The 13,010-nt window shown below is 65.1% G+C and carries 9 protein-coding genes; 6 read left to right on the plus strand and 3 right to left on the minus strand.

What is annotated here, in order from left to right:
* Nucleotides 1-2 precede the first annotated feature (2 nt).
* From E8E95_RS04250 to E8E95_RS04260, 3 genes are read right to left on the minus strand one after another with little or no spacing between them, the layout of a single operon-like run.
* Nucleotides 3-1,016, minus strand: a complete 1,014-nt coding sequence (locus E8E95_RS04250) for a 4-hydroxythreonine-4-phosphate dehydrogenase PdxA (protein ID WP_280348360.1) — start codon at nt 1,014-1,016, stop codon at nt 3-5.
* Nucleotides 1,013-1,978, minus strand: a complete 966-nt coding sequence (locus E8E95_RS04255) for an amidohydrolase (RefSeq protein ID WP_280348362.1) — start codon at nt 1,976-1,978, stop codon at nt 1,013-1,015. Before E8E95_RS04255 ends, E8E95_RS04250 begins: the two co-directional genes overlap by 4 nt.
* Nucleotides 1,971-3,296: an MFS transporter gene (locus tag E8E95_RS04260; RefSeq protein ID WP_280348364.1), complete on the minus strand. Its 1,326-nt coding sequence runs from the start codon at nt 3,294-3,296 to the stop codon at nt 1,971-1,973. Before E8E95_RS04260 ends, E8E95_RS04255 begins: the two co-directional genes overlap by 8 nt.
* Before the next feature lie 312 nt (nt 3,297-3,608).
* Here E8E95_RS04260 and E8E95_RS04265 point away from each other — a divergent pair, with 312 nt between their 5' ends.
* From E8E95_RS04265 to putA, 6 genes are all read left to right on the plus strand, one after another.
* On the plus strand, nt 3,609-4,622 hold the full coding sequence (locus E8E95_RS04265; protein ID WP_179057830.1) for a tripartite tricarboxylate transporter substrate binding protein: 1,014 nt from the start codon (nt 3,609-3,611) through the stop codon (nt 4,620-4,622).
* A gap of 48 nt (nt 4,623-4,670) precedes the next feature.
* On the plus strand, nt 4,671-5,192 hold the full coding sequence (locus E8E95_RS04270) for a tripartite tricarboxylate transporter TctB family protein (protein WP_280348367.1): 522 nt from the start codon (nt 4,671-4,673) through the stop codon (nt 5,190-5,192).
* Complete coding sequence (locus tag E8E95_RS04275; protein WP_280348369.1) at nt 5,189-6,718, plus strand: tripartite tricarboxylate transporter permease; 1,530 nt, start codon at nt 5,189-5,191, stop codon at nt 6,716-6,718. The genes E8E95_RS04270 and E8E95_RS04275 overlap by 4 nt, the downstream gene beginning before the upstream one ends.
* Before the next feature lie 179 nt (nt 6,719-6,897).
* The gene (locus E8E95_RS04280) at nt 6,898-7,842 is read left to right on the plus strand and encodes a LysR family transcriptional regulator (protein WP_280348370.1); all 945 of its coding nucleotides are present in this window, start codon (nt 6,898-6,900) and stop codon (nt 7,840-7,842) included.
* Nucleotides 7,843-7,971: 129 nt separating this feature from the next.
* Nucleotides 7,972-8,541, plus strand: a complete 570-nt coding sequence (locus tag E8E95_RS04285; RefSeq protein ID WP_280348372.1) for a TetR/AcrR family transcriptional regulator — start codon at nt 7,972-7,974, stop codon at nt 8,539-8,541.
* 307 nt (nt 8,542-8,848) lie between these two features.
* Nucleotides 8,849-12,826, plus strand: coding sequence for a trifunctional transcriptional regulator/proline dehydrogenase/L-glutamate gamma-semialdehyde dehydrogenase (putA, locus tag E8E95_RS04290; protein ID WP_280348374.1), 3,978 nt, complete (start codon nt 8,849-8,851; stop codon nt 12,824-12,826).
* Nucleotides 12,827-13,010 lie beyond the last annotated feature (184 nt).

Consider the following 13,010-nt stretch of genomic DNA (forward strand, 5'->3'; position numbering starts at 1 on the left):
GCTCAGGCCCGGTTACGACCCATGCGGCAGGCGATTTCGAAAGCTTGGCGCGTGGCACCGAGGTTGGCCCTGCCCTGCCCCGCGATGTCGAAGGCGGTGCCGTGGGCCGGTGTAGTGATGGGGATAGGCAGGCCGCCCTGGACCGTCACGCCGCGAGAGAAGCCCATGAGCTTGATCGCGATCTGTCCCTGGTCGTGGTACATGGTCACCACCGCGTCGAACGCCCGCGTATCGCCCTGCACCTTGAGGAAGATGGTGTCCGCCGGGTAAGGCCCGTCCGCATCGATCCCCTGTTCCCGGGCCGTGCGCACCGCCGGACCGATGATGTCCAGCTCCTCGCGGCCGAAGCTGCCGTTGTCGCCGTTGTGCGGGTTGAGGCCGCAGACACCGATACGCGGCTTTTCCAGCCCGCTGCGCTTGAGGGCGGTGTCGATCAGGCGGATGGCTTCCACCACCCTGTCGTGCCTGATCAGGCCGGGCACATCGGCCAGGGCGACGTGGGAAGTCACGCGCGAAGTCCAGAGGTTGTCCAGCACGTTGAACTCGCAGAACGGCCCCTGGAAGTCGAGGTACTCGGCGAACCAGTGCAGCTCGTCGCTGTGGGCCATGCCGGCCATGTGCAGGGAGGTCTTGTTCAGCGGACCGAAGAGTATGGCATCGGTGACCTTATCGGCAGTCAGGCGCAAGGCCACTTCCAGCGTGTCCAGGCTGTAGCGCCCGCCGACGACGCTGGCTTCGCTGCGCGGGAACGGCCCCTCGGCCTGACCGCGATAGTCGTAGAACAGCGGCACCTCATCGGTGAATTCCAGATTCTCCAGGGAAGCGACCGCCCGGTAGGGAAACTCGCAACCGGCGATCTGCATTCCCTTGCGCATTTCCGCCTCGTCGGCGATCAGCAGCACATGGGCCTGCCGGCGTACCTCGGGCTCAGCCAGCAGCCGGGCGATCAGCTCCGGCCCGATGCCGGCGGGGTCGCCCAGGACCATGGCGATGCGGGGAAGGCGGGCGTTGCTCATGCGGTTGTCCTCATGTCAGAAGTGCCCTGCGGCAGGTGGAACGCCGAGGGATGGGTTCGGTAGATGCATTGCGCGTTGCCGCAGAAGAGTTGCTCCTGCACGGCGAGTGGCAGGTCGGCGACGATGCACTTGAAACCGCCGTAGATGTCGTCGAAGGACCCGCAGAGTCCATCCACCGGGAAGTTGCTGGCGAACATCGCCCGCTCGGCGCCGAACATGGCGATGGTTTCCCGCACAATCCAGGCGTTGTCCTCGGCGCGCCAGCGTTTGCCGGCCTGGCCGATGCCGGAAATCTTCACCACCACGTTGGGCAGTTCAGCGAAGCGCGACATAGCGCCATGCCAAGCAGCAAGGCCCGGTTCGCTGCGATCGGACGGCAAGCCGGTATGGTTGAGGATCAGCAGCGTTTCGGGAAAGTCCCGCGCAAGTGCTTCAGCCTCATGAAGGTTCCACCAGGGTGTTTGCAGGTCGAAATGCAGGCCATGGCGGGACAGTTCGGCAAAGCCACGGCGCCAGCGTTCGTCGCTCATCAGGCTGCGCGACTGTCCCACCTCATCCGGATGCGCCGGCCCGCCCGGTTTATGGCGGACGCTGCGCACGCGCTCGAAGGCGGCCTGGCCGGCCAGCACTTCGGCAACATCAGGCGCGTCCAGCCAGGCCTGGGCGACGACCGCATTGGGCGCTCCGTAACGTTCGGCGACCTGGTGGATGAAGCGGGTTTCGCCGACCGGGTCCGTCGGGTCCCACTCGGTTTCCACGTAGACGGTGGCCACCACCCGGTGCTCACCGGCGTCGGCCAGGTAATCCTCCGGGAAATAGCGACGCTTGATGGCGCTGTAGTCGCCGTAACGGAACGGAATATTCGCGTCTGCCGCCAGCCAGGGGTGGTCGTTCAGCTGCGGGTCCCAGAAGTGATGATGGGCATCGGTGATAGGCCCGTCGTAAAGCTGCGCCTCAGCCATGGTTCACCTCGTTGTTGTCCAGGCCGATGAGCAGCGTGCCGGCGACGAACAGCGCCGAGCAGGCGGCGAAGAATCCGAGCACGCCGGCATAGCCGCCGAAGTACTGAAGGATCACGCCTACCACGATCGGTACGAAGATGCCGCCGAGGCTACCGGCGAGGTTCATTACCCCGCCGATCAGGCCGACCCGCGCGGGTGCCGCCAGCAATGCGGGGAAGCTCCAGTAGAGGCTGCCCCACATCAGGAAGAAGGCGGTCAGGCAGAGCAGCGCTACAGCCGCGTAGGCATCGTGCAGGGTGGGCAGGAGCATGAAGGCGCCCAGCGCGACCAGACCGGAAACCGTCAGCAGTCCCTTCGCCGCCAGCCCCCGGCGCACACCCTTGCGGATCAGGGTGTCGCAGAGGAAGCCGCCGCACAGCGAACCGGCCGCGCCGCAGAGGAAGATGATGAAGGTGGCAGCGCCGATGCCCTTGATATCGAAGCCACGCGCCTGGGCCAGGTAGCTGGGTCCCCAGGTCAGCAGGCCGAAGAACACCATGGCCCAGCTGGCACGCCCCAGGAGCATGCCGGTGAGGGAGCGGGCGGCGATGCCGAGGCCCTTCACCTGCTCACGGGCGGCCTGGGCTGCGGAAGTGGCGCGGCCGGCATTGATACGCGCTAGTTCTTCGGCGTTGACGTCGGGATGCAACTCGGGATCGTCGCGCAGGTAGTGCCAGGCCAGCCAGGCCATGCCCAGGGTGGCGATGCCGGCAACGAAGAAGGCGATGCGCCAGGAGCCGAGTACCGCAATCAGGTAGGCGATGATCAGGCCTCCGAGGGCAACGCCCAGCGGCCCGCCGCAATCCATCAGGACCGCGCCCCGACTGCGTTCGCTAGGCGCCAGCCAGAGGGAATTGAGCTTGCCGCCGGAGGGGAATAAAGGTGCTTCGGCGGCCCCCAGGGCGACGCGCGCGAAGAGCAGCGACAGCCCGCCGCTGGCGAAGGCGGCCAGGGTCTGGAAGAGGCCCCAGAGCCCGGTCGACCAGCCGATCACCCGGCGCGGACCATAACGGTCGATCAACCAGCCACCGGGAATCTGCAGCAACGCGTAGGCCCAGAAGAAGCTGCTGAGGATCAGGCCCTGCATGCTGGGCGACAGGCCGAATTCCTTGCCGATGGTGGGCATGGCGATGGACAGGGAAACCCGATCGATCAGGTTGATCACGGTGAGGGCGAAGATGATGGCGAAGATGCGCCAGCGAACGCGGGTGGGGCGGGCGGCATCATCAGTGGAGGCAGGTGAAGGGTGCAGGCGGTGTACGGCGCTCGAATGAGCCATGGCTCTGACCTCGTATTTATCGTTCTTGTCAGGTTTCCCGACTCGCCCTGGGCGCTGCCGGCATGGGTGAACTATTCCAACCGCGAGCAATAACCGTCTAATCAAACTTCCTCATAGACGTATTCCCTGGGGATATCGGTCTCTGATTCCGCGCGGGCGAAGGGTTCACGAAAGCCTGATATGCCAGCCTGGGGCAGTCGCGCCAGTAGCGATAACTCCAGGCTATCGCTGTATGCGATTTATTGAGTAGACGGAATAGCACCCGCTTCACACACTCGGCCCACCCATAACAAGCACAAGAAGAGGTCCACCATGCGAACCGCTCCCGTTCGTCAAATCGCTCGCCTGCTCGCCGGATGCACCCTGCTCTGCGCCAGCGCCCTCCCCGCCCTCGCCGATGCCTGGCAACCCGAGAAGAATGTCGAGATCATCGTCGCCGGCGGCCCCGGTGGCGGTACCGACCAGTTGGGTCGGCTGATCCAGTCGATCATCAGCCAGCACAAGCTGATGGACGTGAACACCGTGGTGCTGAACAAGGGCGGCGGCAATGGTGCCGAGGCCTTCCTGGACATGAAGCTGTCCAAGGGGGATGCCGAGCGCCTGGTGATCGGGACCAACAACGTCTACCTGCTGCCACTGGTCGCCAAGCTCGGTTACCAATGGACCGACCTTACTCCAGTTGCCGCCCTGGCCGAGGACGATTTCATCCTCTGGACCTATCAGGGCGCTCCCTGGAAAGACGCCAAGGGCTACTACGAGCAGGTCAAGGCCGACCCGGCGAAGCTGCGCATGGGCGGCAGCCAGTCCAAGGATGTGGACCAGACCCTGACCCTGCTGCTCAACCAGACCACTGGCAGCAAGCTCACCTATATCCCCTTCAAGAGCGGCAGCGAGGCAGCCACGCAACTGGCTGGCAAGCACATCTCCTCCAACGTCAACAATCCGGCCGAAAGCCTGAGCCAGTGGCGCGGCAACCAGATCCAGCCGCTCTGCGTGTTCAGCCAGCAACGCATGGCCTACACCGAGAAGGTCGCCGGCGAGCAGAGCTGGGCCGATGTGCCCACCTGCAAGGAACAGGGCCTGGGCGTCGACCAGTACCGCTTCCCGCGCACGGTGTTCATGGCCGGCGACGTTACCCCCGAGCAGCGCGCGTTCTATGTCGAGCTGCTGCGCAAGGTCAGCCAGACCCCGGAGTTCAAGGCGTACGTCGAGCGTAACGCGCTGGTGCCGACCTTCCTCGCCGGCGACGAACTGACCGCCTACATCGAAAAGGACACCGCCCGGGTAACCCCGGTCTTCCAGCAGGCCGGCTGGCTGCGCAAGTGATCCAGCACGGGTGCCGCCACGTGCGGCGCCCGTCAGTGGGGTGAAAAGATGTCCTCTAAGCATGACTCGTCTGCGCTGGTCGGCACCCGCTGGGTGGAATCCGGTCTCGCGCTGTTCACGGCCGCCCTGGGCGGCGTGGTGATGCACGGAAGCTACGCAAGCGGCATCGGTTGGGGCGATGCCGGCCCGGAACCGGGCTACTTCCCCTTCTATATAGGTCTGCTGCTGACCGTCGCCAGCCTCGCCAACCTGCTGCTGACAGCGCTGCACTGGCGTGCATTGGGCGAGGCTTTCGTCAGCCGGGGAGCATTCCGCCAGGTGCTGGCGGTGTTCGTGCCCATCGCGCTGTATGTGGCCGCCATGCCCTTCACCGGTATGTACCTGGCTTCGGCTCTGTTCATCGCCTGGTTCATGTGGCGTGACCGCCAGCGCGGCAAGCCCTATGGCTGGCTCACCATTTGCGCCGTTTCCTGCGGCGCGGCACTGGCCAGCTACCTGATCTTCGCGCTCTGGTTCAAGGTGCCGCTGCAAGCCGGTCCCCTGGCCATGCTGGGAGGGCTGTTGAAATGAGCGAAATCGAATCACTCATGCACGGCATGAACCTGATCCTCACCCCCGGCCATATCGGCCTGATGGTGGTCGGGGTGCTGCTGGGCATCCTGGTCGGCGTCCTGCCGGGCCTAGGCGCACCCAATGGCGTCGCGCTGCTGCTGCCACTGACCTTCACCATGGAGCCGGTGTCGGCCATCATCCTGCTCTCCTGCATGTACTGGGGGGCGCTGTTCGGTGGCTCGATCACCTCGATCCTGTTCAACATCCCTGGCGAGCCGTCATCGGTGGCGACCACCTTCGACGGCTATCCGATGGCCCGCCAGGGCAAGGCCGCCGAAGCCCTGACCGCCGCCTTCACCTCGGCCCTGCTGGGCGCGCTGGTCGGCGTGCTGCTGTTGACCTTCCTCTCCACCCGCATCGCCGATTTCGCCATGCGCTTCAGCTCGCCGGAGTTCTTCGCCGTCTACCTGCTGGCGTTCTGCACTTTCATCGGCATGAGCAAGAACCCGCCCCTGAAGACGGTAGTGGCGATGATGATCGGCTTCGCCATGGCCGCTGTCGGCATGGATACGGTGTCCGGTGACCTGCGCCTGACCTTCGACCAGAACTGGCTGCTCTCGGGCATCAGCTTCGAGGTGGCAGTGATCGGCCTGTTCGGCATCGGCGAAATCCTCTGCACGGTGGAAGAAGGACTGGTGTTCCGTGGCGAACGCGCGCGCATCACGCCAATGGTGATCTTCCGCACCTGGGCGAAGCTGCCACGCTACTGGGTGAGCTGGCTGCGCAGCGCGCTGGTGGGTTGCTGGATGGGCATCACGCCCGGCGGTCCCACCGCGGCATCCTTCATGAGCTACAGCCTGGCGCGGCGTTTCTCGAAGAATCGCGAGAACTTCGGCAAGGGCGAGATCGAAGGGGTCATCGCCCCGGAAACCGCCGACCATTCCGCTGGCACCAGCGCCCTGCTGCCGATGCTGACCCTGGGCATTCCCGGCTCGGCCACGGCAGCAGTAATGCTCGGCGGCCTGATGATCTGGGGCCTGCATCCGGGGCCGACGCTGTTCGTCGAGCAGCACGACTTCGTCTGGGGGCTGATCGCGAGCATGTACCTGGGCAACGTCGTCAGCCTGATCGTGGTGCTGGCCACCGTGCCGCTGTTCGCGTCGATCCTGCGCATCCCCTTCTCGATCATCGCCCCGATCATCGTGATGGTCTGTGCCATCGGCGCCTACTCGGTGCACAACTCCATGTTCGATGTGGGGCTGATGCTGTTCTTCGGCGCGCTGGGCTACCTGTTCAAGAAGCTCGGCTACCCGATCGCCCCGTTGGTCCTGGCCGCCGTACTGGGGGACAAGGCCGAAGATGCGTTCCGCCAGTCGATGCTGTTCTCCAACGGCGAGCTGTCGATCTTCTGGTCCAACCCGCTGGTGGGCAGCCTGACCACTGCCGCGCTGCTGATGCTGTTCTGGCCGCTGCTGGCGCGAGGCGCCAAGGCGCTATGCAGTCTCCGCAATTCGAAAGCGCGGAAGGAAAACGCAATGCTCTGAACTGAGTGTTGCAAGTAACTGCATTACCCGTAGGAGCTGGCTTGCCAGCGAATAGCCCCATTTCGCTAGCAAGCTAGCTCCTACAAGGCTTCTGTCCTGTGCCCCACTTCCTTCCTCCCCTTGGCAATGCCTGGCAATTCTTGTCAGGCTTGCCGCTCCCTGACTGCCGAGTCCCCTCCATGTCGCGCATCCCCGAAGCCGCTCTCATCCACAGCCGCCTGCGCCTGCGGCAATTGCGCCTGATGCTGGCCCTGCAGGAATTCGGCTCGTTGCGCCGCGCCGCCGATGAGATCGGCATGACTCAGCCCGCCGCCACCAAGATGCTGCATGAGGCCGAAGGCCTGCTCGGGGTGGAACTGTTCGAGCGCCTGCCCCGCGGTATGCGCGCCACGCCCTTCGGCGAGACGGTGATCTACTACGCGCGCATGGTATTCGCCGAGCTCTCCGGCATGCGCGAAGAACTGGCGGCGCTGGAGTCAGGCAACCTCGGCCGGGTCACGGTGGGCGCCATTCCGGCGCTGGCCTCTGGCCTGTTGACCCGCACCATCGCCACTCTGAAGAAGAGCCACCCGCGACTCTCCATGAGCATCCAGGTGGACACCAGCGACGTGCTGGTGCAGGCGCTGCAGCAGGATCAACTGGACGTGGTACTCGGCCGTATTCCTACCGGTGCCCGCGCCGACGACCTGCTGTTCGACAGCCTGGGCGAGGAAGAACTCTGCGTGATCGCCGGCGCGCAGAACCCCGTTGCCACCGCCGGGAATCTGACCTGGACTGAGCTGCAAGGCATGACCTGGGTGCTGCAGCAGCACCCCAGCCCGATGCGCGCCATCGTCAACCAGGCTTTCCACAATGCGCGGGTGGACATCCCCAGCAGCATCGTGGAAACCACCTCCATCATGACGCTCCTGTCACTGCTGCAGCAGACCGACATGATCGGTGTCACCCCGCGCTCGGTGGTGGAGGATTACCCCGGCCGTCACCTGCTGGCGGTCCTCCCCATCGCTTTCGAGCCGCGCCTTCCGCCGTTCGGCCTGATTACCCGACGGCACCGCATCAAGTCCTCCGCCATGCAGGCCTTCATCAATGCGGTGAAAACCGAGCAAGCCGTGGTTTCCGGCTGACCGATCACCACCTGTACCGGCGAACTGGACATTCCACGACGTCCTCGTGCGCGCCGGTCGATTGCGCCTCGCACAACTGGGGATATGAATTACAATCGCCATATCAACGTTGCGAACGAGGCGACCGACATGCGCTACCCCGAAGATCACAAAGCCGAAACCCACAAGCGCATCGTCGCCGAAGCGTCCCGCCGTTTCCGTGCCGAAGGTATCGACGCCACTGGGCTGCAACCGCTGATGAAGGCCCTCGGCCTGACCCATGGCGGCTTTTATGCACACTTCAAGTCCAAGGACGCATTGGTGGAAGAAGCCCTGCAGGCAGCGGCTAACGACGCCAACGCCCAGTGGGTCAAGGCCTTCGCCAAGGACCAGCCGCTGAGGACTTTCTTCGAGCGCTACCTCTCTCCGCAGCACCGTGCCCATCCCGAACAAGGTTGCCCGCTGCCGACCATGGCGGCGGAACTGGGCCAGCGCGGCAACGCCAGCCCCATCACCGACAGCGTGCTGAACAATCTGCTGGTATTGGTGGAGAAGGAAGTCGGCAGCTCCGAGCAGGCCCTGACCATGCTTTCCACCCTGGTGGGCGCTTTGACCCTGGCCCGCAGCGTGGCCAGCGAGGAACTTTCAGACTGCATCCTCGAAAGCGCCCGCACCACCCTCCTCGCCCAGGTAGAGGCTGCACAAGCGGCCAAGGCCTAACGCCTCGCCATCCGTCGCTGCCCTCGGCATCCACCGAGGGCAGCCTATGCTTTCCAGGCAGGGCCGAAACCGGCTCACCTGGGTTGCACCTTCCCCCTTTTCCACCGCTCATGTGCCGCTGAATCCCCGGATTGCCTGTGCCTCCACAGTTTTCAGGTGCAACTTTTTCGAGCCTGGAGGCGACCTTTCATCTGGAGAATGTCGCCAGGCCACGACCTTTGGTTGCACCCGGTTGCACCCCTTGTAGGACATCGCTACTCTTTGCGCCGCTAAATGCCGTCGACCACGGCTAAGAAGAGGATAAGAAATGGCTACGAGCACCACCCTTGGCGTGAAACTGGACGAAGCGACCCGCGATCGTCTCAAGGAAGCTGCGCGCAAGATCGAGCGCACCCCGCATTGGCTGATCAAGCAAGCGATCTTCAGCTACCTCGAGGCACTGGAAAGCGGCATGACCCTGCCGGAACTCCAGGGCATCGCCCAGCGCCTGGCCGAAGGTGACCACGACGCCCTCGAAGCCCTGCCCGAGGCCACTCACCAGCCGTTCCTCGAATTCGCCGAAAGCATCCTGCCGCAATCCGTGCTGCGCGCGGCCATCACCGCCGCCTACCGCCGCCCCGAGCAGGAAGCCGTGCCCATGCTGCTGGAGCAGGCGCGCCTGCCCGCCGAAATGGCCGACGCTGCCTACAAGCTGGCCTATGGCATCGCCGAAAAACTACGCAACCAGAAGAGCGCCGGCGGCCGTGCCGGCATCGTCCAGGGCCTGCTGCAGGAGTTCTCCCTGTCCTCCCAGGAAGGCGTGGCACTGATGTGCCTGGCCGAAGCCCTGCTGCGTATCCCGGACAAAGGCACCCGTGACGCCCTGATCCGCGACAAGATCAGCACTGGCAACTGGCAACAGCACCTGGGCCAGAGCCCGTCGATGTTCGTCAACGCCGCTTCCTGGGGCCTGCTGATCACCGGCAAGCTGGTGTCCACCCACAACGAAGCCGGCCTCTCGTCCTCGCTGAACCGCATCATCGGCAAGAGCGGCGAGCCTGTGATCCGCAAGGGCGTGGACATGGCGATGCGCCTGATGGGCGAGCAGTTCGTCACCGGCGAAACCATCGCCGAAGCGCTGGCCAATGCCACCAACTTCGAAGCCAAGGGCTTCCGCTACTCCTACGACATGCTCGGCGAAGCCGCGCTGACCGAAGAAGACGCCCAGCGCTACTACGCCTCCTACGAGCAGGCCATCCATGCCATCGGCAAGGCCTCCCACGGCCGCGGCATCTATGAAGGCCCGGGCATCTCCATCAAGCTGTCGGCCCTGCACCCGCGCTACAGCCGCGCCCAGTACGAGCGCATGATGGGCGAGCTCTACCCGCGCCTGCTGTCCCTGACCTTGCTGGCCAAGCAGTACGACATCGGCCTGAACATCGATGCTGAAGAAGCCGACCGCCTGGAAATCTCCCTCGACATGCTCGAGCGCCTCTGCTTCGAGCCGTCCCTGAAGGGCTGGAACGGCGTCGGTTTCGTCATCCAGGCTTACCAGAAGCGCTGCCCGTACGTGATCGACTACGTGATCGACCTCGCGCGCCGCAGCCAGCACCGTCTGATGATCCGCCTGGTGAAAGGCGCCTACTGGGACAGCGAAATCAAGCGCGCCCAAGTGGACGGCCTGGAAGGCTTCCCGGTTTACAGCCGCAAGGTCTACACCGACATTTCCTACATCGCTTGCGCTCGCAAGCTGCTGGGCGTTCCGGACGCGATCTACCCGCAGTTCGCCACCCACAACGCCCACACGCTGTCGGCCATCTACCAGATCGCTGGCCAGAACTACTACCCGGGCCAGTACGAGTTCCAGTGCCTGCACGGCATGGGCGAACCCCTGTACGAGCAAGTGGTAGGCAAGGTCGCCGACGGCAAGCTGAACCGCCCGTGCCGTATCTACGCACCGGTCGGCACCCATGAAACGCTGCTGGCCTACCTGGTCCGTCGCCTGCTGGAAAACGGCGCCAACACCAGCTTCGTCAACCGCATCGCCGACCACAGCATCTCCATCAAGGACCTGGTGGAAGACCCGGTGACCAGCGCCGAATCCATGGCCAGCGTCGAAGGCTCCCTGGGCCTGCCGCATCCGCGCATTCCGCAACCCAAGGCCCTGTACGGCGAAGCCCGCGTCAACTCCAGCGGCATCGACATGGCCAACGAACACCGCCTGGCCTCGCTGTCCAGCGCCCTGCTGAGCTCCGGCCACGCTGACTGGCGTGCCCAGCCCATGCTCGGCTGCCCGACCAGCGAAGGCGTGGCTGAGCCCGTGCTGAACCCGGCGGATCACCGCGATGTGGTAGGCCACGTGCAGAACGCCACGACCGCTGACGTCGGCAATGCCGTGCTGGCCTCCATCACCGCCGCACCGATCTGGCAGTCCACTCCGCCGGTCGAGCGCGCTGCCGCCCTGGATCGCGCCGCCGACCTGATGGAAAGCGAAATGCAGCCGCTGATGGGCATCCTCGTCCGTGAAGCCGGCAAGACCTTCGCCAACGCCATCGCCGAAGTGCGCGAAGCCGTCGACTTCCTGCGCTACTACGCCGCCCAGGCCCGTCACGACTTCGCCAACGACACCCACCGCCCACTGGGCCCGGTGGTGTGCATCAGCCCGTGGAACTTCCCCCTGGCGATCTTCGCTGGCCAGGTAGCCGCCGCGCTCGCCGCCGGCAATACCGTGCTGGCCAAGCCCGCCGAACAGACTCCGCTGATCGCCGCCCAGGCCGTACGCATCATGCTCCAGGCCGGCATTCCGGAAGGCGTGGTACAGCTGCTGCCGGGCCTCGGCCACACCGTAGGTGCTGCCCTGGTGGGCGATGAGCGCGTGAAAGGCGTGATGTTCACCGGCTCCACCGAAGTCGCCGGCATTCTCGCCCGCAACGTTGCCGGTCGCCTGGACGCCCAGGGTCGCCCGATTCCGCTGATCGCCGAAACCGGCGGCCAGAACGCGATGATCGTGGACTCCTCCGCCCTCGCCGAGCAGGTGGTGACCGACGTCATCGCCTCCGCCTTCGACAGCGCCGGCCAGCGCTGCTCCGCCCTGCGCGTACTCTGCGTGCAGGAAGACGTGGCTGACCGCGTGGTGGAAATGCTCAAGGGCGCCATGGGCGAATGCCGCATCGGCAACCCCGAGCACCTGAATGTGGATATCGGCCCAGTGATCGACGCCGAAGCCAAGGCCAACATCGACAAGCACATCCAGGCCATGCGCAGCAAAGGCCGCAGCGTGTTCCAGATCGCCCGCACCGAGGGTGATGTGATGCAGCGTGGCACCTTCGTGATGCCGACGCTGATCGAACTGGACAGCCTCGCCGACCTGGAACGCGAAATCTTCGGCCCGGTCCTGCACCTGCTGCGCTACAAGCGCGAGGACATGGACGCGCTGCTCGATCAGATCAACGCCACCGGCTACGGCCTGACCCTCGGCGTCCACACCCGCATCGACGAAACCATCGCCAAGGTGGTGGACAAGGCCCACGCCGGCAACCTCTACGTCAACCGCAACATGGTTGGCGCCGTGGTCGGTGTGCAGCCGTTCGGTGGTGAAGGCCTGTCCGGCACCGGCCCGAAAGCCGGCGGTCCGCTGTACATGTACCGCCTGCTCGCCACCCGCCCGGCCGATGGCGTGAGCCGCACCTTCCAGCGCCTGGATGGCCAGAATGTCGCCGATTCGCAGCAGCGCAAGGCCCTGCAGGAAAACCAGGGCAAGCCGCTGGAAGCCCTCAAGGCCTGGTCCGCCAAGAACGGCAAGGATGGCCTCGCCAATGCCTGCGACAGCTTCGCCGAGCAGTCCCAGAGCGGCCTGAGCCGCGTGCTCCCCGGCCCGACCGGCGAGCGCAACACCTATGTGCTGCTGCCGCGCGAGGCGGTGCTTTGCCTGGCTGACGATGAAGCCGACCTGCTGACCCAGCTGGCCGCGACACTGGCCGTTGGCAGCAGCGCACTCTGGGCCACCAGCGATCTGACCAGCAAGCTGCGCGGCGCTCTGCCGAAGGCTGTGCAGGCTCGTATCCAACTGGTAGCCGACTGGAACCAGGCCGAAGTGGAGTTCGATGCGGTTCTGCACCACGGCGACTCCGACCAGCTGGGCGCAGTTTGCAAACAGGTCGCTTCGCGCAAAGGGCCGATCATCGGCGTCCAGGGCCTGTCCCGCAGCGAGACCTCGGTCCCGCTGGAGCGCCTGCTGATCGAGCGCGCCATCAGCGTCAACACCGCCGCCGCTGGCGGCAACGCCAGCCTGATGACCATCGGCTGACACGTGACATCGCCTCACCCGTCGTTCGCCCACAAGGCGAGCGACGGTCGCTACACCGGAGGCCTGGCCTCCAGGCGGACCGCCTTACCGGGCGACTTCGCCCATCTCTCTTCAACGGTTGGCTGTCATTCACTGATGGCAAAAGGGGGCACGCCACAAGCGTGCCCCCTTCTTTTTGCCTGAT

This window comes from Pseudomonas sp. BN414 (genome assembly GCF_029871275.1).
Classification (GTDB): domain Bacteria; phylum Pseudomonadota; class Gammaproteobacteria; order Pseudomonadales; family Pseudomonadaceae; genus Metapseudomonas; species Metapseudomonas resinovorans_C.